General features: G+C 41.9%; 20 protein-coding genes. 11 read left to right on the top strand and 9 right to left on the bottom strand.

The window, feature by feature from the left end:
• Window positions 1-874: 874 nt before the first annotated feature.
• Both D0X99_RS19575 and D0X99_RS19580 read left to right on the top strand, forming a co-directional pair.
• Window positions 875-1,351: a hypothetical protein gene (locus D0X99_RS19575; protein WP_147392274.1), complete on the top strand. Its 477-nt coding sequence runs from the start codon at window positions 875-877 to the stop codon at window positions 1,349-1,351.
• The gene (locus D0X99_RS19580; RefSeq protein ID WP_119479571.1) at window positions 1,348-2,433 is read left to right on the top strand and encodes a beta family protein; all 1,086 of its coding nucleotides are present in this window, start codon (window positions 1,348-1,350) and stop codon (window positions 2,431-2,433) included. The genes D0X99_RS19575 and D0X99_RS19580 overlap by 4 nt, the downstream gene beginning before the upstream one ends.
• Here D0X99_RS19580 and D0X99_RS19585 read toward each other — a convergent pair.
• A complete protein-coding gene (locus D0X99_RS19585; protein WP_158587740.1) occupies window positions 2,421-3,122 on the bottom strand; it encodes a sce7726 family protein in 702 nt (233 codons plus the stop codon). The genes D0X99_RS19580 and D0X99_RS19585 overlap by 13 nt on opposite strands.
• A gap of 611 nt (window positions 3,123-3,733) precedes the next feature.
• Between D0X99_RS19585 and dinD the strand changes: the two genes are divergently transcribed.
• Together dinD and D0X99_RS19595 are read left to right on the top strand one after the other, a co-directional pair.
• Entirely contained in the window at window positions 3,734-4,579 is an 846-nt protein-coding gene (gene dinD, locus D0X99_RS19590) for a DNA damage-inducible protein D (protein ID WP_119479573.1), read from the top strand.
• 395 nt (window positions 4,580-4,974) lie between these two features.
• A complete protein-coding gene (locus tag D0X99_RS19595) occupies window positions 4,975-5,277 on the top strand; it encodes a hypothetical protein (protein WP_119479574.1) in 303 nt (100 codons plus the stop codon).
• Here D0X99_RS19595 and D0X99_RS19600 read toward each other — a convergent pair.
• Complete coding sequence (locus tag D0X99_RS19600) at window positions 5,274-6,440, bottom strand: WYL domain-containing protein (RefSeq protein ID WP_119479575.1); 1,167 nt, start codon at window positions 6,438-6,440, stop codon at window positions 5,274-5,276. The two genes, D0X99_RS19595 and D0X99_RS19600, sit on opposite strands and share 4 nt — an antisense overlap.
• A gap of 436 nt (window positions 6,441-6,876) precedes the next feature.
• On the opposite strand from D0X99_RS19600, the gene D0X99_RS19605 reads away from it, so the two are divergent.
• Window positions 6,877-8,418 carry a reverse transcriptase/maturase family protein gene (locus tag D0X99_RS19605; protein ID WP_119479576.1) on the top strand — a complete coding sequence of 514 codons (1,542 nt, stop codon included), beginning with the start codon at window positions 6,877-6,879 and terminating at the stop codon, window positions 8,416-8,418.
• 3 nt (window positions 8,419-8,421) lie between these two features.
• On the opposite strand, the gene D0X99_RS19610 is transcribed toward D0X99_RS19605, so the two are convergent.
• Both D0X99_RS19610 and D0X99_RS19615 read right to left on the bottom strand, forming a co-directional pair.
• Window positions 8,422-9,936 (bottom strand): LA2681 family HEPN domain-containing protein, encoded by a 1,515-nt coding sequence (locus D0X99_RS19610; protein ID WP_119479577.1) that lies wholly within the window; start codon window positions 9,934-9,936, stop codon window positions 8,422-8,424.
• Window positions 9,937-10,117: 181 nt separating this feature from the next.
• Window positions 10,118-10,678, bottom strand: a complete 561-nt coding sequence (locus D0X99_RS19615) for a hypothetical protein (protein WP_119479578.1) — start codon at window positions 10,676-10,678, stop codon at window positions 10,118-10,120.
• Window positions 10,679-11,903: 1,225 nt separating this feature from the next.
• Between D0X99_RS19615 and D0X99_RS19625 the strand changes: the two genes are divergently transcribed.
• The 3 genes from D0X99_RS19625 (at window position 11,904) to D0X99_RS19635 (ending at window position 18,411) form a co-directional block, all read left to right on the top strand.
• On the top strand, window positions 11,904-13,775 hold the full coding sequence (locus D0X99_RS19625) for a TlpA family protein disulfide reductase (RefSeq protein ID WP_119479580.1): 1,872 nt from the start codon (window positions 11,904-11,906) through the stop codon (window positions 13,773-13,775).
• The gene (locus D0X99_RS19630) at window positions 13,772-16,966 is read left to right on the top strand and encodes a SusC/RagA family TonB-linked outer membrane protein (RefSeq protein ID WP_119479581.1); all 3,195 of its coding nucleotides are present in this window, start codon (window positions 13,772-13,774) and stop codon (window positions 16,964-16,966) included. Before D0X99_RS19625 ends, D0X99_RS19630 begins: the two co-directional genes overlap by 4 nt.
• A gap of 122 nt (window positions 16,967-17,088) precedes the next feature.
• Window positions 17,089-18,411 (top strand): RagB/SusD family nutrient uptake outer membrane protein, encoded by a 1,323-nt coding sequence (locus D0X99_RS19635; protein ID WP_119479582.1) that lies wholly within the window; start codon window positions 17,089-17,091, stop codon window positions 18,409-18,411.
• A gap of 52 nt (window positions 18,412-18,463) precedes the next feature.
• Here D0X99_RS19635 and D0X99_RS19640 read toward each other — a convergent pair whose 3' ends face one another.
• Both D0X99_RS19640 and D0X99_RS19645 read right to left on the bottom strand, forming a co-directional pair.
• Window positions 18,464-18,724 (bottom strand): DUF6520 family protein, encoded by a 261-nt coding sequence (locus tag D0X99_RS19640; RefSeq protein WP_119479583.1) that lies wholly within the window; start codon window positions 18,722-18,724, stop codon window positions 18,464-18,466.
• 813 nt (window positions 18,725-19,537) lie between these two features.
• Window positions 19,538-19,939, bottom strand: coding sequence for a MauE/DoxX family redox-associated membrane protein (locus tag D0X99_RS19645; RefSeq protein ID WP_119479584.1), 402 nt, complete (start codon window positions 19,937-19,939; stop codon window positions 19,538-19,540).
• 560 nt (window positions 19,940-20,499) lie between these two features.
• Here D0X99_RS19645 and D0X99_RS19650 point away from each other — a divergent pair.
• Window positions 20,500-20,715, top strand: coding sequence for a hypothetical protein (locus D0X99_RS19650; protein WP_119479585.1), 216 nt, complete (start codon window positions 20,500-20,502; stop codon window positions 20,713-20,715).
• A gap of 163 nt (window positions 20,716-20,878) precedes the next feature.
• Here D0X99_RS19650 and D0X99_RS20450 read toward each other — a convergent pair whose 3' ends face one another.
• Window positions 20,879-21,022 (bottom strand): hypothetical protein, encoded by a 144-nt coding sequence (locus D0X99_RS20450; RefSeq protein WP_158587741.1) that lies wholly within the window; start codon window positions 21,020-21,022, stop codon window positions 20,879-20,881.
• 336 nt (window positions 21,023-21,358) lie between these two features.
• Between D0X99_RS20450 and D0X99_RS19655 the strand changes: the two genes are divergently transcribed.
• Together D0X99_RS19655 and D0X99_RS19660 are read left to right on the top strand one after the other, a co-directional pair.
• Window positions 21,359-22,147, top strand: a complete 789-nt coding sequence (locus D0X99_RS19655; RefSeq protein WP_158587742.1) for a histidine kinase — start codon at window positions 21,359-21,361, stop codon at window positions 22,145-22,147.
• A complete protein-coding gene (locus D0X99_RS19660; RefSeq protein WP_119479587.1) occupies window positions 22,113-22,838 on the top strand; it encodes a LytR/AlgR family response regulator transcription factor in 726 nt (241 codons plus the stop codon). The genes D0X99_RS19655 and D0X99_RS19660 overlap by 35 nt, the downstream gene beginning before the upstream one ends.
• On the opposite strand, the gene D0X99_RS19665 is transcribed toward D0X99_RS19660, so the two are convergent.
• Both D0X99_RS19665 and D0X99_RS20455 read right to left on the bottom strand, forming a co-directional pair.
• Window positions 22,814-25,405: a thiopeptide-type bacteriocin biosynthesis protein gene (locus tag D0X99_RS19665; RefSeq protein ID WP_119479588.1), complete on the bottom strand. Its 2,592-nt coding sequence runs from the start codon at window positions 25,403-25,405 to the stop codon at window positions 22,814-22,816. The genes D0X99_RS19660 and D0X99_RS19665 overlap by 25 nt on opposite strands.
• Window positions 25,353-25,721, bottom strand: coding sequence for a hypothetical protein (locus D0X99_RS20455; protein WP_119479589.1), 369 nt, complete (start codon window positions 25,719-25,721; stop codon window positions 25,353-25,355). The genes D0X99_RS19665 and D0X99_RS20455 overlap by 53 nt, the downstream gene beginning before the upstream one ends.
• Window positions 25,722-25,733: the final 12 nt, after the last annotated feature.

A 25,733-nucleotide genomic window follows, 5' to 3' on the forward strand; every position in this document is an offset into this window, starting at 1 on the left:
AAGTGTGAAAAAAAATGCCCCAAATGCTACTATTGAAGACCGTACCTAAATACTCTCTGTAAGCTTTTGATTCCCTTCCCAAAATTGATTTTGGATACGATTCATCAAGTCTTCCACTTCTCTATTTCCTTATTCAGAACTAGTTCCTAGAAGAATAGTAGATAGGGGAGAAGAAGTAAAAATATAGAAAAGGGTATAAATAAGAGGGGAAATCCAATCGGTAATCGGGAAGTATAGTATGCTATTACTAGAAGCTAAGAAATCTTTTTGATAGAAATTTCAGCCTTCATCCAGAACCGGAAGCATTTAAAGAGTAGGAGAGGAAAATCTCAAACACTTCCATCTGGGATTTGAATACTTCCAGTTTATAAACTTTTCTTGTATTTGAAAACAAGTTAAAGATGTAAACCTAATATTTCGTTTAAATCCCCAAATTGATCGAGATCGGAGAAGGATTTAATCAAATATCAATCTCTTAACCATTCGCTGAAGAATATCTATTCAGGAGTTGGAATTGAAATTAATTTAAGTATTGAATCAGTTAAATTGAATTAATAGTTATAAGGTGATTGAACCACGGATAAAATATCAAAGGCGGATAGTCTGTTTTTTAGATGTTCTGGGCTTTGGGTCTCTTTTAAAAGAATTTGAAGAGGATGCAGACTTGAGCAATGAGATAATTTCTTACGAAAATCTGGTTTCAGTAAAAGCTAATGACTTTATCACGGCATTTAAGTCAGTAGTTCAGTTAATCCCACACAATTACTGTAGGTATTATTTATTCAGTGATAATATTTGCATCGCGGCCGACATGGAGGAGGACAAGGCTATTGCCAATGAAATCCTTTTCGTGGTTTCCAACTTATTTCAAAAAATGGCCTCCTTAGGCTATTTCCTGAGAGGTGGAATAGACTATGGATGGATGCTTGACGAAGAAGATATTGCAGTAGGATTACCCTTGGCCAATGCGTATCTTCTGGAATCTAGGTCAGCCATTTATCCAAGAGTGGTAATATCCGATACATTTCGAGCTTTATTGGAAGATATTAATGCTGATTTTGATTTTCAGTTAAAAACTGATCAAGAGCTCGTTTATATCGATCCATTTTATAATGTCACTCGAGCAGAAGATCGACGGGAGTTTTTTGAAACATACAAAACAAGGATTTCTGAAAAATTGGAAATTCATAAAGGCGAACCAACAATCGAACAAAAATTCAGATGGCTAGCACTTTCTTACAACAACTTTTTAGATCAGTTTTTGGAGAATAGTGGGATTATGCTTGAAAATGAGGAGGTTGGTGAAGAGGAAATAGAACACTTGAGAAATTTAAAAATTGAATTGCTATGAGCTCAACTCTGAAATATGTACCGGTATTTAGGGCCAGACAACAGGAGATTTTGGTGTTAAAAGAAACAGACTTTGGCCATAGTATGTACCCAATGATCGAGGTAATCAAGGAAAAAGACAGAAAAAATAATCAACAATCTGCCTTTGAGATCTACAGGGATTTGATTGGCTCAATCACCTCAGACCATGTTTTTTTATCCCTACCAAACTACATCAAACTCTCAAATAGTACCCAGGCTGAAGTAATTACCTTTTCAAGAACAATTCTTGATTCTGTACCTAATAGAATTGATTTCCTGATACAGTTTACTGGAATTGAAAAAGTTGTTCCTGTAGTCTCCTCACTCTTGAACCTCCAGGGAGAGGCAGAGACAATTACGCGGCAATCGGAAGGTTTAAGGGATCATTTTCCAAGACTTGCCTACATGACGAATCCTGATTCCTTTGAAGCAGATATACATGAAATTGAAAGGACAATTCGCTTGGGCTCTGATTTTTTCATCTATGACCTTGGAACTGTCAGTCCTACCAATCCAATATTCAGAAAGCACAATCGTGTATTACGAGAAGACCGATTCCAAGGATTAACCAAAATCATTATTCGCAGCGCCTTAAATTCAGATATTAAAAATGTGGGATTGGATCATAATGATGTGATCTCCGAGGCTGATAATAGCTTGATCGAAACGTTTGAACGAGAAAATTTTGATGCCTTCGGGGATTATGCAGGAATCAAAAAAGATGACCTCACCGCAGGAGGTACCATCAGTCCCGGATTTATTTTCTATGATCCTTATGACAACCTGTACTATGGATTCAAAGCAGAAGAAAAGAAGCTTTCTCAATTCAAGGACTTTATTGTCCCGGCAGTTTTAGGGAGTGTACCATTTAAAAGGCTTCAGGAACGATATCCATCCTTTATTGAAGGTAATGCAGGAGTCAGGCTGCTCCAGGATATTAATACCGGAATAGAGAATGGTCAGAATCAGGCAAAATTTAAAAAGATAGCGATGCAGCACTACCTACATTGCATGAAAATTTGGATAGATGAAAATCGTATAATCCCACTTTATCTGGAATAGATCAATTGGGGGTTGATCGGATGATGGAAAAAATATTGATAGTCCAGTGGGAATATCTGGGATGACCGCTCTTTAATGAAATTCCACTTTTGGGCATACCGCTTTTTAAGGATCTTTTTGAAAGCCGCATTAATCATGGTCGATGAATACTTGGCCAAAATAAAATCGGATTCAGTTGATTTAAACTCGGCTCGAAGTTCCTTAGCAGTAAGTGTGGATAATTGAGATAGTGGATTAATTGTTCGATTTCGCTTAGAAGACCTAAATCGTTTCAGTTTTTTGTTTTTGACGGTATAGATACCAAACTCGCCAGGCAACATTTGGTCAGCCTTTTCAAGGTGTTTTTCAGCCACCACTAAATAGTTGTATTCAAATAGTGCCAAGTAATCCCTGCTTTGTTTATCAAGCTTTTCCAGCGAGTCAAATTCAGATTTTATTTCAAAAGCGGTAGTGACCCCGTTGATTTTAAGTAAATCAAGCCTTGAGGATAAAGCCCTGACTTCGAAGGCTCCAACAATATTCTCTTTGAAGAATGATTTGGTAAGCAAGTGCTTCAAAAATAGTTCATCCTCGAGATGAGACAGTGCCAATGAATTGAGTTGTTGCAGAAAGTCAATCTTCGAGTGAAAGGAGTAATAGGAATTTGAGCTCAGTGACTCCAGCCATTTGGTCAATTCCTTCTCGCTCATAAGGGGATGATATGACTTTAAGGTTTTGGCGTTAAAAAATTCCCGAAGGCTATCCAAATTTTCCATACGCAAATAAAGGACTTCAGCATAGAGTAAACAAATCCAATTCCATAAAGCCTCAAAACCTTTGCTCCTATGGTCTTCTCACAACAGACATTAACTATCCTGGCTGCGTGAGATTTACAATTTCCTACTTCTGTCACGGGATTTCCGATTCCATAATCTGGTCTTTCCCACTCAAAAAAAATCATTCCCCCTCACTTTTTTCTCCTTTACCCAATAAATACCCAGTAAAGTCTGCGTAAATGGAGCACGATTTCTGATCATGCACTGTGCAAACTCCGTTCAATCGGGCCCCAATGCTCAATTTGACCTCTTCGCAAGCTCCCTCTCTATGTGGAGAGGGCGGGGGGTGAGGTAATTGAAAAATACCCAGTACAGGGTATTTTTTCTCCCCTAAAATTCCCTTTCTTGGCAATACTAAACTTTTGATGATCAGCGGCGAGGATTTTGATAACTAAATCCGGCTCCGATTTTTCGGAGTGGACTTTGGGATGATTCAGAAAAATATACCTTAAAAAAGATTTGTAGCAACTCTTTCTGCTAGAAAAATGAAAAAAGAGTTAATAGGTGAATTATTTCAGAAATTTGAGGAGGCTTCTCATAATCTTGATGGAGTCGAGTGCTGGAGTGGACGTGATTTACAGGAAATCTTGGGATATTCCGATTGGCGGAATTTTGTAAACGCAGTACAGAAAGCCGTAAAGGCATGTGAAAACTCGGGAGAAAAAGAATCCGATCATTTCGTTGGTGTCACCAAATTGATCGAGATTGGAAAAGGGGCCCATCGAGAAGTTCAGGATGTGGCCATGACTCGCTATGCATGCTATTTGGTAGCCCAAAATGGAGATGCATCTAAGCCAGAAATTGCCTTTGCACAAACTTACTTTGCGGTTCAGACGAGGAAACAGGAACTTATTGAGCAGCGATTATTGGATATCGCCAGAGTCACGGCCAGAGAAAAGTTATCCAAGTCTGAAAAGAAATTGTCCGGAATCATCTATGAGCGGGGTGTGGATCAGAAAAGTTTTGCATTGATCCGGTCAAAAGGTGATCAGGCTTTGTATGGCGGTATTTCTACGCAGTTTATGAAGGATAAGCTTGGAGTCCCAGCCAATAGGCCTTTAGCTGATTTTTTGCCCACTTTAATGATTAAAGCAAAAGATTTTGCAACTGAACTTACAAGCCATAATGTGGTAGAAAAAGATTTGGTAGGCGACCAAGCGATTTCAAGAGAACATATAGAAAACAACACCGAAGTAAGAAATATACTTCTCAAAAGAGGTGTAAAACCGGAAGAGTTGCCTCCGGCGGAAGATGTCAAAAAAGTCCAGCGAAGAATTGATAGCACCGAGAAGAAAATTCTTAAGGACCTCAAAAAAGATAAAAATAAATAGAAGTCATTAACCTAATCCACATAAATATGGGAATTAAGCCAGGACCAAAGAGAATTGCGAAAAGTACCGGACAACCCGATAGAAGACAAAGGGATAACAAAGTCACTCCAGGGAATACACCTTCGCTGAAACCACATAAGCATAAGCCTGGGAAGTGATGGATAGAGCCTGTGCTGAAAGCGTAGCGGGAGCCAGGATGAAGCAGAAAAGCCACTTACAAATTGGTTAGGATATCAAGGTAGGACAAGGCGTAAAGACATCTTTTTTAAAAAGATTTTAGCCTTGGGCCGGGACGTAGGGTGGCCAAATCCCTCCCAGTCCAGCCCATGATTTGACTACTCCGAGGGGGAAATTCTGATATGTATTAAACTTGAGAAAATAAAAATTGAAACAAGATGAAGATTAACTTAAACGATCCAAAAGAATTCACTATTGATAATGTTAAAGCTTTGATAGCTTCAGAAGAGGATAATGTTCACACTCAATTTAGAGTTACTCAAGATGGTTTTTTATTTCTTTCAAAAGATGTAGGGAACAGAAAACTTGAGGGAATTATTTTTAGGTTGGAAACTAATGGTGCGTTTAATGGGTATGTAGGAGAAAACGCTGCAAAGGATGAAAGTTGGGTTGCAAGAGTTTTTAATGTTATAAATGAAAACTGGCCTAGGCCAAAATCTCCATATTGTGACAATTTTTAACTTTGTGGTATTTCAATTATTTGAATAGCCCTGATTCTGTCAAATCTAAAATGTCTTTCAGCATCCCTAAGGTGACAATGTGCAGTGAGATATTTGATTGTTGATGTTGTACCACCTGTAGAAATTTCATCAGTGCCGATCGCTTTTGGGGTTATTGTTCTCGAAGTGACTTCACCGTGATAGTTTTCATATTTAATTCGCCAATAATCTGAAACTTCAATATTTACTTTTATAAAAGTTTCTATAGAGGCCAGTTTGTGATCACCATCAAACTTTGGCCAAATCTCAGTGAATGGGTTTTCAACAGGGATGTATGTTGTTTTATTGTTTAGTTCGATTGATTCTTCTTTATTATTTAAAATGTTGTAGCCTGAAAAATAATAGTAACCCGATTTATAGAGGAGGGAGGGTTTGAATAGATATTTTTTTAGAGATTTATCTATCATTTTTTCAGAATAGATGAAAATTTCTTGTTCTAAAATATTGTGTATTGAATCAAGTGATTCTTGATTTAGTTCTGGGATTTGATTTAAAGCTTCAACTGGAATAAACCTTTCGGAAAATTTACCCCCTTTGGGGTTATACCATTTACATTTTGCTACATATTGAGGGAAATCCTTTTTCTGCTCCCCAGTTTTCGGATCAAATTGTGATTCCTTTATTTCAAATTTCCGAATTTCAATGAGTTCCATTACAGGACTTACATATTCCAGATAATGTGTGGTTTGATAGCCTTCTTTAATTCCATCCTTCTTTGCGGATCTTTTTTCTTTTCCTAGTTCTTGTTTTAACGTTCTGAGGGATACAAGACTATGTTTTAGATTCTTCCAGTCTTTGAATTCTTCCGAAGTGATGCTAATCGAATCGTACTCACATGGTACTTTTTTTAGTTCTTTTTGAGGCAGCCAAGCTTCTTCAAACTGGTGGAGACTTGAATTATACCATAAGCATTTTGCACTTTGGCTTTTCTTTGGCAGAATTTCATTCCCCGATTTATCATCATAACTACCTTTCGAATGATGCAATATCTCTATCACAACCAATAGTGGTGGAGTCATAAGATGTTCCCCAATTATTTCAGATGTAATGAGTTCCCCTAATGAGGTTGAGTGGTAGGGATGAGATTTGAATGAAACGGTATCTCCAATTGAAAGTGCTGTCATATGTCTGGGAAATTTGTCTACTTGAGTTAAAATGGATAAATTCCTGTCCTTGCAGGGAAAAGCAGATAATAGTCGTTTGGCAGGGATTGAACGGTTAATGTTCTAACTGACCTTATCTAAAGAGATATGGGTAGGTAATTGGTAATGTAATAGTTCCTCCACAATGTACAAATTCTTTCTATGAATCCCATGGAGAGGATGGTGCAAATCGAGTGCCTTATGGTACTTACAGGTTCTATCAACAGAGCTGTTATCCTTATAAGCAGTAATATGCTGGGTACGATGAGATTCTTCATTGGCTTTGGTGTTTTCTTCTTAATAACATAATTGAAACGCAGCGTGGCTCAAGAATTTGGGCGCTGATCCCACTCCGAGCGGAGAGTATGATTATTAGAGTTCTGGTACGCCCTCCCTGCAAGGATTTTTGAAATTTATCATGGACAATTCCATATGGCTTAAAAAACGTGGATACTATCATCTAACCCCCAAATTAGATGTAATTGGTGGGGGCGATGAGTATTTGGGTAAAATTACAAATCCAAAGTTTGTGGAACGTCATGGGTTTTTTCCGCTTTTGCATTCAATAATTAAAGAAAGGCGGTATAAGAAAATAGATCAAACTAGGAGTAGATCTCACGTCCATCCCATTAAAGGTCCCTCAGCCAAAAAAAGACCCCTTCATTATGCTACTCATATAGATAGTTTGATTTTTGGTTACTATGCCCAGTTATTACTACTTGAGTATGAAAAAGTTTTACAAAAAGGTCAACAACTTTCTGAGGCAATTACTGCATATCGGAAAATCTTAAATCCAGATGATCATGACAGAGGAAAAAGCACTATTCATTTTGCTCATGAAGCATTTTCCGAAATTAGAAATCGCACTTTAAGGGATGGGTCCTGTGTTGTTTTGAAGTTCGATATCGAAAGTTTTTTTCCATCCTTAAATCACAAACATCTAAAAGCTGCTTGGATGGAGGTATTGGGCGTGGAAACTTTGCCATTAGATCATTATAGGGTTTTTCGTGCGGTCACAAACTTTTCCTACATTTTAAAAGATGAACTTCGGAAGAATAAAAGAATCTTTGGAAAGAAAAGCGGATTCGATGAAAAGCGATTAAGTCAAATTAGAAAAGGTGGTATAGAAAGTTTTTTTGAATCTAATGAAGAATTTAGAAGAGCGATAAAAGAAAGACAGTTAAAAATTTATAAAAACCCTTTTAGGTCAAAAAATGAAAACCAAATGGTCGGAATTCCTCAAGGGCTACCTATTTCCTCCGTATTAGCTAATATTTATTTGTTAAAATTTGACCAAGAAGTTATCCAAAAGATTGTAATTGAGTTAGGTGGATTTTATAGGCGATATTCAGATGATATAATTATACTAACAGACAGGCAAAATGAATCAAAAGTTAAAGAACTTGTGATGAGTTTAATCTCAAGGTTTTTCATTGAAATAAGTCAAGATAAAACAGAAGTATTTCATTTTGAAATTAAACATGATGGTTCAGTGAAAGGATCAATGAAATTTGAAGATGGACACCTCTCAGACAACTATCCACTAAATTATTTGGGGTTTGACTTTTATGGAGACAGGACTTTAATAGCAGCAAAGAACCTTTCTAAGTTTTATAGAAGGATGAAGATTTCAATAAAAAGGAAAACAAAAGTTACGGCCAGATTGGAATCAGATCAGCAAGGTAAAAAGCCAGCGGTATTTTTTAGACAACTTTTTCGCATTTATTCTAATTCTGATCTGGAAAGGTATAAAGTCAGAACAAGGAGAATTTCTCTTACAAAAAATAGATTTGGCGAATATGTTTATAAATCCAAGGTGATTCCCAAGCCGATGAAGGGTAACTATTTCTCATATGTCAAAAGGGCATCAAAGATTATGGGTGAACCTGCAATTGCCAATCAGCTGAGAAATCATAGAAAAATTTTTAATTCCACCTTGAAAAGGAGAATGGAAAGTTGAAAATCACATTTTATTTTTAAATTCTATAGTTGGAAAAAATAACGGGACAGTAGGTTTGAATTCCTTGTTTTTCTCCTCAAAATTTATTGCTAGAATTGTGTAAATGATTGCAGACCTAACTAGTTTCATCTGTTTCAATGTTTTTTCTTCAAAACTTTTTCGATCAATGGAATAAACTAAGTCGTCGGGATCATACATTTTGAGAGGGTAACCTTTCGTCACCTTAAAAGATTTATGTTCGATAAAGTTACGGATTTCAGCTAGTTCTTTTGCTTCAGGTTCAATAACATTGTTGTGTGCTTCATCTCTACTAAATAAGTCTTTAGACAACCAGTAAAGTCCTTTTAGTGCTTCATTGCGACTTTCATTAAAAATTGTGCGCAAAGGACTATCCTTTTTTGGTTCATGCCATAAGGCTCTAAAGCTGGATTTGTGATTTTCAATCCCTACTCCAAGATAACTATTTAGAAAATAGGCGATTTTGTCAAAAAGCGAATAGATCAATCGATAAGCTATTTTGACCTTTTCAAGATTAAAGGAGTATTCGGCGTAATCGAGGGTATCTACTAGGACAATATCCTTGTCTGAATAATTAGGTTTAGATAACTGTAATCCTTCGTAAAAAAGAAACCGAGCAGTACCGTATTCCTGCTTAATCTGGTTGAACAATGAATGATATTTCGGTGGGTCTCCCACCGGAACTGTCATATTCGGAAGATGAAGGATATCATGACAGGCGACATTGTATGGAGATAGATCATTTAGTGGGTTCAGGTATAAAGTATGGGTTAAACACCATCTTCTGTAAGTAGTAAGTTTTTTGTCCTTGCCAAGATTATAATCAAAAGAATGGCGTGATGTTAGGTATTCCTTTGGCCATTTGGTTTGAATATGATTTAATAAGTCTTTAAAGGATCTACATGCTGATGGGTGAACGATTTCCTCATCATTTAATGCCTCTTTGATTGAATTGTAAGCATGATATATAAAAATATTTCGGTGTGAATCATCATAAAGTAGCCGCGCATATTCAAATAATCCACGTGCTTTGTTTCCCAAAGCCATATGGAAATCAGGAATCACTTTCAACGCTAAATTCCAGTATTCCAAAGCTTCAACAAATCGTCCAATTGAGTAAAAAAGATTTCCTAGGTTTGTGTAGACCTGACATTGAAATTCCTGCGATGAATTTTCAAAATCTTTAATTGATATGCATTTTCTTAAATGGTACAATTCCTGAATCAGTTCATCTTTGATATATTCCCAGCTATTGGGTTTGGCTTGGCTATTGATGAGCCTTTTCGTAGACCAGGCGTTGGCAAAAAAGTAATAGAAGTTCAATCGATTAATACTCTGCAATCTATCTAGATCGAGTCCTTCAGCGATTAGAAATGCTTTGTCAAGAAAACGAATGTCCCTAAAATCTGCTGCAAGGTCAACAAGCTCACCGATTGTTTGGATCTTTTCTCCTGATGAAAGTTCATCAAATTTCGCGTTAAGAATTTCTTCAGCTTTCATCTATTTAAAGAAAATTAAATTGGGTGGTATTTTAAAGGAAGTTTAAAATCAAATCAATCCCTTCCCCTTCTTTTTTCTAACATAAAGCTGTTATTGACTATTTGGACTTCATGGATTTGTCAATTCCTGACCATTTAATTCTAATTTGAGCCCAAAAGCTCCATGAAAGTTGTTTGCCATTTCAATCCACCCAATATTCATTCACCATTTTCTTTCCCCTCGAGCCATTTTTATTGATCTTGGTGATTTTTCTTGCTTGGAGAATCTTTTGGGAGACAAGGTTGGTCAGATCTCTCGAAAGGTCGTTGCTTGTATAATTCAATCCAAGCTCTTTGAATTTAGCCAAGATCTCAGGGCTTGTTCTCTTAGTGGAAAAATATCCAGCTTGGATAAGTTGCTTTACAGTTGAAGTGGTTTGGTTCTCAATCTCATAAAATTTGGAAATATCTGTTCCATAATGCTCTTCATTGAAATTTGAGAGAGTTTGTGAAATTTTCAATTCATTAAATTCCAAATCCAGGTTTTTAAATTCCTCTTTAGTGAATTTAAATTTTTCTAAGATCCTATTAATTAGTGAGTTGGTTGCCAACTTGCTCCCGCTTCTAATTGCGCTTACGTATTTCCCTTCACTTTTATATCCTAATAGCGTTTCTATTCCTAATGGAGATAAACCACATTTTTTGATCAAATCAAAGAATCTATTTTTGGCTTCTTGATGGGTTAGCCCTTCAATTTCTTTCATCCCCGAAGGGATTAAATAGTTTACTCTAAAAAGTAAACTTTTGCTTGTTTGTTAATTTTCGATTCATTAATTTTCAGCAACAGAAAAAATAATCCATTTTTCTGCTTTAGATAGAGTAATTATTTAAAGAGTCTCGATCGCAAATTCCGACCTTTGTAATCATGAACGAGACGGTAGGTAATTGCTCATGGCCTTGTTGTGCTATATTCGCACGGCTATGGCTATGGGCTTCCTATCGATAACCGTTTCATGAGGCGTCGGAACCTTGCGGTGCGGTTGATAGAGGCCCCGCCATAGCTTCTTTTTAACCTTCAAGACTCGTTTTACCACTTTTCATGATGAAAACGAGCGTATTTCAAAAGTTGCTTAGAATTGCCCTAGGGGAGCTGAGGATCGGATTTCGGTCCTTGAGCTTCCATGCACTCCGCATCCTTCCGCTCGGGTATCACGGGTCTCCTTGCTCTCATTACCTATTACCTCTTGGTTCTACCTACTCGGGAGATCCAGGCCCAGGCTCCGCCGACCGCCTCTTTCCCCTGAAGCCCAAGAACCCGATTTGAAGATTCAGTACTGAATACACTTTTTCTCCCGGATTGCTTCCGTACGGACTTTGTACACTCCGACGGGACTATCACTACTAATCTGGGAGTGACGACCACCGTCATTGCGAGAAGGTAGACGTTAGCTTAAGGCTATCATGAAATCTTACACCGCCAGCCTGTCCCGATTATTTCGGGAAAGCAATCTCTTAAGGAAAACCGGTATTCCTATTTGTAGACTGCTTCGCTCCGTACCTCCGCTCGCACTTGTCCCGAAGAATTTCGGGAGTGACGACTCACGCCGATAAGCCTTCCGCTGCAGAGGAATTTTCGCTTATCCATTTAATCAATTTCTTAACCTGAAGCCGCTGAAAATCGGCAGGGTGGGAGAGGTACGTCTTTGCTATTCGTAATTGCGAGGCAAACCAATCGACGCTAGGAGAGTGGATTACCGTGGCAATCTCATAAATGGGAGCAGTATTCCTAATGATGAGACTGCCGCGTCGCCCCAAAAGGCTCCTCGCAGTGACGTGCTCCGTCGGCAGTTAAGTACTTGGCCGTGGACCGTCAACCGCGGACTGTGGTCCAAATTATAAGACTGCCGCGCTCCGTGCCTCCGCTCGCAGTGACGTCTCCGGTCTCCCGTCTTCGGTCTCCCGTCTTCCAGCTTCACAACCATTTAAAGCATGCAAAAAATCTTACAAACATGCTTCCTGATACCGCTATGCCTTATCGGAAGCACCTTCTCAGCCCAGAGCAAAGTTGCTGATTCACCCGGAGCCGATTTCCCTCATAGGTCGGTCTCCCATCGGGGCGGGGATGCCCGTCCCGATACTTTCCACAAGTATAAAAATGGAGAAGAAGTGTCAGGGCCACGTCATTGCGAGGAGGTTAATTCAAGGCCAAAAAATCACGCAAAGGCCAAAAACCGACGTGGCAATCTCATTGAGGAGAGCAGTTTTCCAATTAAAAAGACTGCTTCGCTCCCTGCCTCCGCTCGAAGTGACGTCTCCGCACTTCCGTCTTCGGTCTCCCGTCTTCCCTCTCAACATCCTTCTGCCCAAATGGAAGGTGGAATGCTCTATCTCGAAATTTCCTCCGCTAATCCTCCCGATACCCTCTGGATCACCTATTGGGAGCATTTATTGAGGGACCAGCTTTCCGTCACTCCGGGGACATCCATCCCGGTGCCCGGCAATTTCGGCAGCCTCTTCGAAGGCAGCCTGGGCAAAATGGTCTACCGCTTTAAGTTTCCTACAGGAATTACCGATGGGTTTTTCTCGATTGGAAAGGGCAAGTCCACGATTATTCATCAGTGGTACTTCTCCTCCTCAGACAGAGTAAGGATGCGGCTTGATCTGATCTCCGGCAAAGCTCTGTTTGGCGGCCCGGAGGGGGACTTCTACCGAACCCAATACCTGATAGACCAGCTCCTTGCCCAAGACCAGTTCAACAGCGATCCCCTTATGGTCTCAGCTGCCAGGGAAAATCTGTTTCAGGATTCACTTTCAGCCCGACTCTACAAGGAAGCCCTCAGCCAGCCGGATGACCTGGCAGTCAAATTGAAAGTGATGAGAACCGATCAGGAGCGATGGGATGAATTTCTGAACCGGACAAAAAATCTTCCTGACAATCACCCGGCATCTGCTCTGCTACTACAGGCAGACGACTCCCTAACTGCCCATCAGCGCAGCCTCTTGAGGGCTAGGATTGCCGGGGAGCTGCTCAACACGGGACTTACCTGGGCGGAATTGGGAAAGGCTGTTCCTGCCAAAGATCCCGTGCAACTTCAATTGTTTCAAGACTGGATCTCCGGCTTCGGACTGGATCACCTGGAAGCTTCACATCCCCTCCTGATTCAAGGGGAATCACGCCTGATCTCATTTCTTGCCAAGTTGGGGGACAAACAATTTTTGGAAGTGTGGTCGGGGTTTGACTCTCCCCTGAGAGATGAAATCCTGGCGATTTTCATTCTGGAAAACTTCAACGCGCTGGGGGATGAGCTACTTCCTTTGCTTGATAGTAGTCAGCAACTTATTCACACTCCCTGGATAGCGGAAAATCTGGGCAAGTTGGCCCAGGTCTACCGGTCACCAATCATCTCCGACGGTCTCACAGATTCCTCCGGCAATCCGGTTGATCTGGGAAAATTCAGGGGAGAAACGCTCCTCATCCACTTCTGGATTTCGGGCTGCAAGTTCTGCATCGAGGATTACCGGGTAGTGATGAAGAATCTCGCCGAAAAATATGCCGGCCAGCAAGAGATCAGGATCATCACAGTAAATCTTGATTCGAAAAACGAATCCTGGAAGAAAAGTCTGGAATCCGGCCAATACACCTCTCCGCTGATGCTCAACTTGAAAGCTCCTCCCGGCAGCGGAATGGCGGAATATTACCGCATTCATTCCTTTCCTCAAAAAATGATCGTCGGTAAGGATTCCCGAATCCGTCTGCAGCTGGTCACCCACCTGCAGGAGAAACAGCTTTCCGCTCTTTTGGACTGGATCCGTGTCGAATCATCTCTTTCCTTTTCCACAAACCAAATTATAAACCCATGAACAAATACCTACTCACCGTATTAATCGCCTACTTCCTGACTGGAAGCTTGTCGGCTTTTCAGGCCCCAGGCCTGAAAATCAACGGAACGGTAAGCTCTGAAGACGGCTTAGCCCTTCCCGGCGCCTTGATTTACCTGTTGGATACCGAGCTTCGTACCATCACTGACGAGGCCGGGAGGTTTGAACTGGCCGCCCCATCAGGCAGCTTTACCCTGATGGTCTCCTACATAGGCATGGAGACCTCCCGCACAGAAATTACGCTACCACTGGCTGAGCCGCTTAGGATTCTGATGAAGCCATCCGCACTGGAGCTTACACAGGTGGACATTGTCTCCACCGGATATCAGAGCCTGCCCAAAGAAAGGGCCACAGGTTCATTCGCTTATCTGGACAGTCAGTTGGTCCAGCGGAAAGTCAGTACCAACATCCTGGATCGGCTGGAGGATGTGACTTCCGGATTGCTGTTCAATCGGGCACCTAATGCAACCAATGATCCCATTTCAATCCGGGGCAGGGGGACCATCTTTGCAAACACTGCTCCCCTGATCATTGTGGACAATTTTCCTTACGATGGGCCTTTGGAAAACATCAATCCCAATGACGTGGCAAGCATGACGGTGCTAAAAGATGCGGCAGCAGCTTCCATCTGGGGTGCCAGGGCAGGCAACGGAGTGATCGTCATCACAACTCACAAGGGAAATAAAGACATGCCGCTTCAGATCAGTCTGAATACCAATGTGACGGTCACCGAAGCCCGGGATCTCCACTATGTACCTCAAATGTCCATTCCGGAATTTATCGGAATAGAACAAAGACTCTTTGCCTCCAACTTCTACCGATCCCAGGAGACCAACGCCAACAAACCCAAATTGTCACCGGCAGTCGAAACCCTGATTTCACTAAGAGACGGAAAGATCACCCAACAGGAGGCCGACGCCCGCATGGAATTGTTTGGCCGATCTGACATCAGAAACGACATCCGGGATTATTACCTCCAGTCAGGGCTTAGCCAGCAGTATGCCCTAACGCTTAGGGGAGGAGGGAAGCAGTCCTCGTATTATGTCTCCCTGGGATTTGACCCGGTTCGGACTGATGTCATCGGCAACGAGAGCGGGCGATGGACACTTGCCTTAGGCAACAACTGGCATTTGCTCGAAGACCGACTGGAAGCAGGCTTTCAGCTCAATCTGGCAAACCTTCAGACCCAAACCTCCACAGTATTGCCACAGGGCTTTGCCTATGACCGCTTGGCTGACGGATCGGGAAATCCCCTGAGCATAGCAAATACCTACAGCACCCGGTACATCGAATCGGTGAAAAACAAGGGACTGTTGGACTGGACCTATGTCCCATTAAACGAAATCGGAAAACAGGATTATCGATCACAGGCTTATGATCTGAGAATAAGTCCTTCTGTCCAATATGCTCTGACTAAAGACCTGAAAATCGGTGTTTTCTACCAGTATTGGCGAAACCTGCGAACCAGCCGAAATCGAAACCCGATGGAGCTATTTTTTACCCGTGACCAAATCAACCGCTACACACAGCAGGGCACAGACGGCAGTCTAAGCTATCCTATACCCGTAGGGGAGATATTGTCCACCTCCCAGTCAGAATCCTATTCCCACACCTTCAGGCCACAGCTGACTTACACCAGAGACTGGAACGGAACCCATTTTTTGAATGGAATCGGAGGGATGGAGATTCGGGACCTGCAGGGCTTGGATTGGGCAGACCGGTATTATGGGTACCGGGACGACATGGGTTCAAGCCTTCCTGTGGATCAGGTGACCCGCTTTCCCTTGTATTACAATCCCGGGCAATTGGCCGCAGTGCCCTCCGGAGACTCCCATGGAGGAAATACTGACCGATTTGTGTCCTACTATGCCAATTTCGGATATGATTACAGGCATAAATATTTCCTCACAGCAAGCGTAAGAAAAGACCAGGCAAACATTTTCGGGGTGGAAGCCAACATGCGTGGTGTTCCATTATGGTCTGTCGGAGGTGCCTGGTTACTGTCCGAAGAACTGTTTGCGGATAAACCTAACATGCCTTTCCTCAAATTGAGAGCAACTTACGGGTACAGTGGCAATGTGGACAAGCGACTATCTGCTGATGTCACCGCCCAGTACACCAACTTCCTCTTCTATGATGTACTCCCACAGATGAGGGCGGCCACCCTAGTCAATCCCCCCAACCCGGAGCTGAGATGGGAGAAAGTGAAGACCACCAATCTTGCAGTGGATGTTGAAACGCAGAATGGATTCCTTTCCGCCACAGTAGAGTATTATTCCAAGCATTCCCAAGATTTGCTGGGGGATTACTCCATCCCTGCTTCCACAGGATTGACCAGCTTCAAAGGCAACTTTGCCGAAACCCAGGTCAGGGGTGTGGATTTAACATTGAGCCTAAGACCAGTCCGAAAGGCCTTTTCCTGGACCAGTACCCTGCTTTATAGTGGATTGAAGGAAAAAGTGCTGGAATTTGAAAGGAATCCCACCGTGGCTAACCTGCTGGATTCCTATTATTTGGCCACACCTTATCCCATCTTGGGAAGGCCCCTTTATGGAATATACAGCTACGAATGGGCGGGTCTGGATCCCCAAAACGGCAATCCTCTGGGGATATTGAACGGAGAACCCAGTGCAGATTACTTGGGAATTTCCAGGGCGGCGACTATTGAAAACCTCCAATACCATGGCTCTGCCCGACCGACTTCATTTGGGGCATTTAGAAATGACTTTTCCTTTAAAGGCTTTTCGCTTTCCGTCAATGTTTCCTACCGGATGGGATACTATTACAAACGGAGATCAATTGATTATTTCGCTCTTCTTCGGGGAAGCATAGGCCACGGTGATTATGATCAAAGATGGCAAAATCCCGGAGATGAGGCCTGGACACAGATTCCTTCACTTCCTGCTACTGCTGATACACGGAGAAACAGTTTCTATACAAATTCTGCGGTGCTGATTGAAAAAGGCGATCACATCCGCCTCAACGATATTCGCCTTTCCTACACTTGGGACAAGCTTCATTATTTGAATCTGCCCTTCCGTTCTGTCCAGTTATATACCTATGCATCCAATCTGGGGATCATTTGGAAGGCATCTGATGACAAGCTGGATCCGGACTACCAAACAACAAGACCGCTGAAAACTTTTTCCGCAGGTCTGAAGCTTGATTTCTGAAAACATAATCATAGGGTAAAAGGGAGATGGCCTGCTTCATAAGGTTGGTTTAATAACATTCAAACTCTTCCCGGCCGCCTGTTCCTCGGCCACCCTTTTTCACAACTCCAAAACTATTCAACATGAAAAAAATCTTAATAAATACACTGATGGCTGTTGGATTGATGGCCACGGTGTCCTGCGAAGAGTACCTGGATGAAAAACCCGAAAAATCTATTCTGGTTCCCAGTACCAAGGAAGATGTCAGATACCTTCTTGACAACTACAACACCCTGAATCAAAATCCGCTGCTTCCGTTTATTATGGCAGACGACTGGGTGACAAACACCTCCAATTGGCAGGGCATTAATCCTTGGATGCAGAATGCCTACCTGTGGCAGGAGGATATCTTCAACCCGGATGAAAGATCCACGGATTATAACATACTCCACAGAAAGATTTTTTACGCCAATGTTTGCCTGGATATCCTGAATGATTTTGATTTGGACCAAGAATCAGGGGGGCTTAAAGGAGAGGCACTTTTTATAAGGGCCAATGCTTTATTCTACCTTGCCCAGTTGTTTTTGCCGCATCCGGAAGGACCTGAGGCAGAACAGACCAAAATTCCTGTTCATTTTTCCCCGGATGTAAACTCAGCTGCTGAATGGATTACGGTAGAAAACCTGCTCGACCGTGTGAAATCGGATTTGGTGGAAGCTTCAGATTTGGTAGAAGCCAAATCCGCCTTCCGCAACAGACCGGACAAAGCGGTAGTGGAAGCTCACTTGTCCAGAATTTTGTTATACAGGGGAGATTTTCAGGGGGCATATGATGCAGCAATGGAGGCCTTGAATTCCCATTATGGACTGATTGATTATGCTGCATATGCTGCATCCAAGCCCTATCCCTTTGATCTGTTCAATAAGGAATCCATGTATTATGGTTATTCGAGCAATTATCTGGTGACTGACGGACCTGCATCCTTTGTCAATCCTCAACTGTATTCAAATTATTCGGATAATGATTTTCGAAAAGGACTGTTTTTCAAACCGGCCACTACGGGGGGTATGTTTTTGTTCAGGGGTTCCTATACCGGAGATTTCAACCTGTTTACAGGAATTACCTATTCTGAAGTTCTTTTGAATGCCGCCGAATCCGCAGTCCGTTTAGGCAGAAATCAGGAAGGCCTGGTCTTATTGGAGAAGTTGGCAAAAATGCGGTATAAGGATTTAAACCTTTGGAAGAAGAACCTCGAGGCTAATACCCTGGAAGCGGTGATGAAGGAGAGAAGGAGAGAAATGGTATTTCGGGTTACCCGCTGGGGAGACATCAAGCGTCTTGCTACTTCCGGCGAACTCAAACTGCCGATAGATCGGAGCATCAATGGGGAATTGTATAGCTTGTCTGATGAGAGCCAGCTTACCTTAAAGTTGCCAGAATACGAGGTTTCTTTGGAAAACAACTAAAAAAGCCCGGGAAACACTTTCCCGGGCCACCATTTGCATTTTCCACTGACAACTACAGAGGCATTTTGACAAAAACCCTGTCTTCTCCGGGATTAATCGGATTTCCGTTGGGTGCATCAAAAAGACACTCGCTGTCTTCCTGATTGTTGCAACGGTAGGTTTGGTCACTCGGAATCTGCCCTGTCACATTGTACCAGACGCCGTTATGGAGCCCATATTGATCGGTTTCCATTTCTTTTGGCGAAAAGGCAACAGCTGCAAAAGCTGCCAATACAAAGGCCAAAAGGGGTAATTTATTTAGGAATTTGTTCATAATCGTTGACCCTTTTTTGACCCATCAAAAAGGGACAAACCGTTTCATCCACTGCCTACTCTGAAAAGGGTTTTCGGCATCGCCCTACTGGGAATCCATCAGCATCGGCCCGCCTCGAGCTCGGGTCGTTTCGAGGAATGAAATTCCCAATGTCATTTTTTGCAGCCTTGGCCTTAATCCAATTTTGGGCTGCGGAGCGGTGGGCCCACCTCACCGCTCCATTTTTTTTACTAAGAATCCTTGTTGTCCTGCTTCTCCACCGATCTGTATCGGTGCTGGACAATATATCATCGGACCTTGGCTGGGTCGAATTTGTAATTCGACCCTAATATCCTTTGGGATTTGTAATCCCATTTCCCATTCCATCTTGCTGGCATTCTATGCCTATTTCCAAATCCTATTCTCGTTGTCCTGCTTCTCCACCGATCCGTATCGGTGCTGGACTATTTACCAACCAACCACCGTCTCCGTACCTCGGCATCGACCGCCTTTTCCAATCAATATTTCTACGCCGAGGTCATTGGATTTTGATCTTTTTTTACCGTGGGTTCCGCTCGGTTGGTGAGCGGAGTCGAACCACACCCACGGCTACTACTATATCAGGCCTTCAGCCTTCTTTCCGTTTTCCAGCTTCAATACCAGATATCACATTCAACACCTGTGATGAGTTGCCTGCGCTGAGCCTGTCGAAGTGCCGAAGTATTGGTCAACCGGACAACAGCTTCAGCGGACAACCTTACAACTTTAAAACCTTACCACTTTCCGATTCGATCTGACAACCCGACAACCGCTTCAGCTGACAACCAGACATTCTCAATTCTCCAATCTCATCCCCCAAACCGCCACCCCAATCAACCCCAAATTCATCCAGAAATGCCCGCCCCATCCCAGACTTTCGATGATTCCGGCACAATTGCAGGGAACTCTCGGAAAAGCTCCCACCCAGATCAGTCCGACGTAAGTTGTAAATACAGTCAGCAGCAAGGCGCTGCCCAGGTATCCCCACCATCGCGTCGCTGAAAAGAGCAGGAGCAGGGCGAGTAGCAACTCAACTCCGGGAATAGTATAGCTTAGGATTTCTGCCAATGCTCCGGGAAAAGTCTGATTATGAAATGCATTCCTGCTTTCCTTAAAACGGAGGATTTTGTCCAGTCCAGTGTAGCCCCATATAGCTATGATAATAAAATAGGAGGAATGAATTAGGAGCTTTTTCATAGCTGATTATTTTCCAGCCAACTTCAAAAGCTTTTTTGATTAGTTCAGAATCCTGGGATGAAATTTAAAAATTTGATGCCTTTGGGACGAAAGGGACTGTTTTTCCAATTGTTATGCCCATTTCGCCTCCCTGAGTGTCGTCATTCACGGACGGTAGAGTTTTCCCTCGCTCCTTGTCCCGATTCCCATCGGGATGAAATTCCGAGGACCTTTCATAGGATTTGCAATCCGACCCCAAATTCTCGTTCCAACAGATTTACCTGACAACTTGGACGACCCTTTACGCTTAACTTCGGTTGCCGAGCGCAGTCGAGGCATAACTCTTAACCTTTCTCATTCTTGTCAAGTCTTTTCGAAGCATCACACACCCCACTTGCCTCACGCATCCTAACTTCCTATCTAAATCATTAGAAATAAAAAACCGTTTAATAGTTTGAGTTTTAAAATTTCTTTATAAATTTCATTTGTTAAGGCCTTTTTTAATATCCCCGGGTGTGTTTTGGTGGGCGTCGGCAAAAACCATTTTGTCTTGCCTTAGTAATCTATTTGCTGAACATTTAATGATACTTACCGAACGAAGAATCATCTATGCTCAGGATATCATGATTTTGACCGGAAGGAGTAGATCGTACGCTTATTATTGTCTGAAGCGAGTGAGGGAGCATTACGGGAAATTAAAGCATCAACTGATAACCTTTCAGGAATTTGCTGACTTTCATGGTATCCCCGTCACCGATTTGAGATTTTCTCTGATCGAAAAAACCCAATCAAAATAAAAAACGGATTCCATCCTTGATGAAATCCGCTTGGTTTGGGTTTTCCCACCGGAATGACGATCCGGTAAATGCATAGTTTGCGAAGGTAAAATAGACATGTTTTAATACCAGGCTTCTTGCCAATTAGCCTGTACCGATTGCTGTTACAAATCTTTCTTGGAAATCAGACTCTCGTAATTGTGGTAATGCATTCTCTAATAATGCTTCCCGTGAACCGATTGCCTTGTTTTCCCGGTGCGGAGTTTCGCTTGACTTGAGTATGGCCTGCGCGCAGGTCCAACTGCCTCATTTCCTTTTCTTTGATCATAGTTTGAATTTTATGCAAAGTATTTTCACCCCGCCTGGGATCCAGTTTTCTGGGACAAACGCGCGGATAAAGTGGATCAATGATAAAATGAGGCCTTTTATCAAGAGGCCAATTTTGCTATTGCTTGTCCCATGGGTGATTTACCCACTCTTTGATGTTCTTTCGACCTATTATTTGAAACTTGATTCCAGTGGAATACCATTTGCCCTGATTACAACTGTTATAGGTTTTTTAAGCTCCTGTATCTATTTCTTTTGGCTTTTTCCCTCACTTGTCTATTCTAAAAACCCAATGTTTATTGTTGGACTATCATCAATAGGGATTATCTGTTTGTCCGTGCTTAAGTATTTTCTGCTCCAAATAGTGGGAGTAATCCCTCATCCGCCTCTGATTTTTGCAGCCTATGAACTGATGAGGCAATGGGTGTTTTTAGTAGTAACCTTTACAGTATGGGGTTTTTATGCCCTCATCCGGGCGCTTCAGGAAAAACACGTGACGGAAATCAGGTTTGATAAACTGAGGATAGTTCATAATAATGCCCAGCTTAGTCCTCATTTTACACTCAACCTGATCGGCGATATTTCAGCCAAATCTCTCAAATACTCACCGGAACTCTTTGATGATCTCAATCATTTCATCACGATTCTGCGCTACGCATACCTTGACAACGATAAATTCAATTCGCTGGCTTCGGAAATTGAGGCCCTGTTTTCCTACCTCCATGGCCAAAAAATAAGGTTTGGGGAGGATTTTTATGTAAAAGAAAAAATTGATCCGGAACTGCTAAACTTTGATGACCTCTACATGCCAAAATTGCTTTTGATCACACTGATTGAAAATGTTTTCAAGCATGGCATTTTTCAGGACCCAAAAATGCCGGTTTCCATTGAAGCAAAAATGTGGTACGGAGAAGAAAACAGCCCGGTTTTTAATTTTTCAACCCAAAATAAAATCAGTGAAGGTTTACCACTGGAGAAAACAGGTTTCGGTATCGAAACGGTACGAAATCTTCTGGATTACTTTTTTCAAAATGCCCGGCTGACAACCTCAACGAATGGAGCCGTGTTTTCCCTTAACCTAACTATCCCTTATGCAAAATCAAATCAAACTTGGCCTGATAGATGATGAGCCATTTGCATTGGACAGGCTCAGTTATTTCATTTCCGGTATTCCGGGGTATGAGGTAGTATTTGCTTCCACCAATCCTATGGAAGGCCTGCGTTTGGCAAGCTTAAAAGTCTGTGATATCCTTATCACTGATGTACAAATGGAGAAACTCAACGGCTTGCTGATTTCGGAGAAAATGGAAGAATTGGGGCTCCCGGTGATTATTTGTTCTGCCCATCAGGAATTTGCACTTCCTAGCATCAATGTATCGGTAGCTGCCTACCTGCTAAAACCGGTAAATCCCTTGGATTTGAAAAAGGTGCTGGAAAAAGTTTCCAGAAAAACGAACATTGGCAGACAAACCGCCTCAGAACCCCAACGGGATTACATATTGGTGGAAGATTATGCCAGTTTTGGCTATACTAAAGTTTCTTTTCAGAGCCTTTATTATGTAGAGCAGGCGCAAAACTACTCCTACTTCCATGCCCCACCTCATGTGTATAAACAGCGATCCACCATCCAGTCCGTAGAACAACTTCTTCCGGGTTCCACATTTGTAAGGATTCACAAATCCTACATCATCAGCATTTCGAAATTGACAAAAATTCTACCCAAGGAAGTTTTCCTTGAAAATGGAATTGCATTACCATTGGGTAATGCCTACAAGGACTCCCTTTTAAATGTTTATAAGTTGGTGAGCCGTCCATGAAGTGATTTGCCCAACTTTTTATACAATCCATAAATCACCCTCCGCTCATGTTCCTGTGTTTCTGTCGGAAAGGCCCGATTGCAGCACATATGAATATGGTTGGGAATCAACCTCAACAATACCTCCTCCGATCCTGAAGCTATTTTTGAAAATTCCGAATTGAAAATTTCGGCTCCGTAGCAATCCTTCACAATTTCTGATTGGAAAATCCCAGCTTTGTTGAGTTCTCTTCGCTCCAGCGCGGGGATTTGCTTTACCAGTCCTTGGTAATAATGAAAAAATAGGTCTTGCCTTCCGCTCAATTCAATCAAACGATGATAGGTTTGGGTAATCCAGGATCGCCGATCTCTCTCCTCCCAAGTCAAGATGGAAGTATAATCCCGATTTTCATCTCCCAAGATCATCAATTCGGATTCCTGATGGAAAATGGATTCTGAGGTTTCAATGCCTCTATCTGGCAGATCGTATTTTTCAAATTCAGGATAGTAAGGGTCAAATTGAACAGACTCAATCCATCCGCATTCCATAAGACCTTTTCTTAAATCAGAAGCAAGTTGAGGGTTCAGATGTTGGTCCCTTGGAAGTAAACGTAACCGGATTTCAGATTTGGGTGAGTTGTAAAACAGAAAATACCATTTCTTTAAAAGATATTTTTCCTTCAGCCCCAAAATGATTCTTGGAAATGGTTTGAAAAGAAAGGGCATTAAGCCTTCCTCTTTTATTCCAATCCGGGCATAGGTCCAGCAAGGATCACTTCCGATGATCCGATTCTGAAATTGGATTGCCGCAGCGGTCCGGCTTTTCCCTTTCCAGGAATAGATTACCTGGGGATAAAGTTGTTGACCATCCTGCTTTTGAAAAGGGGAATGTTCTTTCCAGGGGCATTCATAAATAGTAACTTCTTTCAATCGCTGAAGTTCTTCCCAAAGAAAACCTAATTCAGTAGGATCTGTCCAGTCAAGAACGAGTTCCCGGTCCAAATGTCCTGCCAGTATAGAACTTGGAATATTGGATTTTTGAAGAAATTGATGCAGGTCTTTTTGGCTTGAATGAGATTTTGAATTCAAAATCCATCGTTTTTCCTGTAGAATTATGCCATTCCAAGTCAGTCTGGGAACATAGCTGCTACTCTGAAAAGTGGGGTCCTGATAGGGAAGAAACCTGTACTGATCCTGATTTCCGATTTCCCAAATCACCCGGGAAAGTGGATGGGAGATTTGATTGGGATTTAGCGGATGCTGGACCACAGGTACGACCTGTTTATTGAGCTTTTGACTAATTAGAATTAAGCGTTCCTGTCTGAATCCTAAATGAAGGTCATCGGTTCCTAAATGGTTTTTTGGAGTACCGCAACCAAAAGGGAATATGCTGAAATCAAAGACATTGTCATGTCGGGAGATATGGTTGGATTTCTGTGATTCAAATAAAATTAGATCCGCAAAAACTGCCTCCTGCGAAATATCTTCTATTTTGGAAGAAACTAAATTCTTTATTTCTGAGTCTAAGCTAAATCTGCCCGAATAGGCAAAGGGACGGTTGCAGACTATATTTTCAATAAACAATTCGTTGTCCCCAAAAATTTTAAATGCGATTTGGAGATGGTGGAGCTCTGTTTTTTTCTTATCGAAGCACCTGCTTAGGTCGAATTCTTCGGCGTTCCTCCATAATTCCCCCAAGATCTCCGGGGAGTGGGAGAGGTCCTTTTTCATGGTCTCCATTTCCGGTTCTGAATGAATGGAAAAGTCATTTTGATGGGCTAGGAGGGAAAGAGGTACAAAGCGGTCATCAAAGGTATACCTAAACCAAGCCTTGAAATTATTGAGGAACTCACTCTCGACAGGGACAAAAAGATGACCGATTTCGGAAATCAGGTTTTTCAACTTTTCTTGGATTACCCGATTTATGGTAATTTTCGAAGTTAGCTTGATATCCAAACCCATTTCCAGCGGGGATGTCGCAACTTCAGGTAAGTTATCAGGTATGAGAAATCCTGATTCAATAAGCATTTCCCAAATTTCGAGGATCTTATTTTCTTTTTTTGTTTTGAAAAATGTCTGGAAGATTCTGAAATCCAGTGTTTCGGATTTTTCAAAGTAAGTTAAGAGGATTGCAACAAGTGGATTTTTATCGAGATAGCTAATTCGCCACCCCTCTTCCTGCCTGCAGTAACTCCAATATTGGATCTGATCAGCATACGCTTTCAATCCCGGAGCAGATCTGTATTTTGAGGGTTCCTGAGTTTGTTTACCAGCATCATTGGAGATGTTCCCTATTATTTCTCTATATGCTATGGGTAATTCGATTTGATTGGCCGAACCCCAGTTTCCCAAGCCTACCCCTGCCCATAATCCAAATGGCGTTGAGCGGTATCGACCCCTTAGGAGGTACTTATAGAGTTTAGCCTTGGTGAATGGAGATAGGGTATCAAAATCCCTGTTTTCGATCTCCTGATAAAGAGAATCTGATGAAAGCTTGAGTGCCTGTTTAATCCAGTCCCAGTTAGTTAGGATTTGATTAGTATCCCTTGGGTCGAAATCCACCAAGTGCATTCTGTACAAAAAGTCCATGTCTTTTTGCTTTCAGAATTCTTAAAAAAAAGAATGAAAGTCGGATTTCAGGGATATATGCTCTCTTGGTGGGATGAATGACGAAATTGAATTGATTAACCATGGCTAATTCGAAAGCTTTGCCGGAGATCGTTGCGATTTCATGGTAATTTAGTTCTGTCCTTGGGGAATTGTTTTTTTCAGGATTAGAAATTACAAACAGATCCGAAAATTCAATTTTTAACAAAGAATCCACAAAATCCACAGATTCCGCAGATTCTCTGGTTTTTTTTGATTTTTTAAAGGCATCCATCACTTTAGCTCTCAGCAATTGCAAGGTTGGGAATTC

The organism is Algoriphagus lacus (assembly GCF_003583985.1).
GTDB lineage: Bacteria > Bacteroidota > Bacteroidia > Cytophagales > Cyclobacteriaceae > Algoriphagus > Algoriphagus lacus.

Coding starts and splice junctions, on each gene's coding strand:
- D0X99_RS19575 (WP_147392274.1), top strand. CDS start 875: ATGGCCTCCTTAGGCTATTTCCTGAGAGGTGGAATAGACTATGGATGG.
- D0X99_RS19580 (WP_119479571.1), top strand. CDS start 1,348: ATGAGCTCAACTCTGAAATATGTACCGGTATTTAGGGCCAGACAACAG.
- D0X99_RS19585 (WP_158587740.1), bottom strand. CDS start 3,122: ATGAGCGAGAAGGAATTGACCAAATGGCTGGAGTCACTGAGCTCAAAT.
- dinD (WP_119479573.1), top strand. CDS start 3,734: ATGAAAAAAGAGTTAATAGGTGAATTATTTCAGAAATTTGAGGAGGCT.
- D0X99_RS19595 (WP_119479574.1), top strand. CDS start 4,975: ATGAAGATTAACTTAAACGATCCAAAAGAATTCACTATTGATAATGTT.
- D0X99_RS19600 (WP_119479575.1), bottom strand. CDS start 6,440: ATGACAGCACTTTCAATTGGAGATACCGTTTCATTCAAATCTCATCCC.
- D0X99_RS19605 (WP_119479576.1), top strand. CDS start 6,877: ATGGACAATTCCATATGGCTTAAAAAACGTGGATACTATCATCTAACC.
- D0X99_RS19610 (WP_119479577.1), bottom strand. CDS start 9,936: ATGAAAGCTGAAGAAATTCTTAACGCGAAATTTGATGAACTTTCATCA.
- D0X99_RS19615 (WP_119479578.1), bottom strand. CDS start 10,678: ATGAAAGAAATTGAAGGGCTAACCCATCAAGAAGCCAAAAATAGATTC.
- D0X99_RS19625 (WP_119479580.1), top strand. CDS start 11,904: ATGCAAAAAATCTTACAAACATGCTTCCTGATACCGCTATGCCTTATC.
- D0X99_RS19630 (WP_119479581.1), top strand. CDS start 13,772: ATGAACAAATACCTACTCACCGTATTAATCGCCTACTTCCTGACTGGA.
- D0X99_RS19635 (WP_119479582.1), top strand. CDS start 17,089: ATGAAAAAAATCTTAATAAATACACTGATGGCTGTTGGATTGATGGCC.
- D0X99_RS19640 (WP_119479583.1), bottom strand. CDS start 18,724: ATGAACAAATTCCTAAATAAATTACCCCTTTTGGCCTTTGTATTGGCA.
- D0X99_RS19645 (WP_119479584.1), bottom strand. CDS start 19,939: ATGAAAAAGCTCCTAATTCATTCCTCCTATTTTATTATCATAGCTATA.
- D0X99_RS19650 (WP_119479585.1), top strand. CDS start 20,500: ATGATACTTACCGAACGAAGAATCATCTATGCTCAGGATATCATGATT.
- D0X99_RS20450 (WP_158587741.1), bottom strand. CDS start 21,022: ATGATCAAAGAAAAGGAAATGAGGCAGTTGGACCTGCGCGCAGGCCAT.
- D0X99_RS19660 (WP_119479587.1), top strand. CDS start 22,113: ATGCAAAATCAAATCAAACTTGGCCTGATAGATGATGAGCCATTTGCA.
- D0X99_RS19665 (WP_119479588.1), bottom strand. CDS start 25,405: ATGGACTTTTTGTACAGAATGCACTTGGTGGATTTCGACCCAAGGGAT.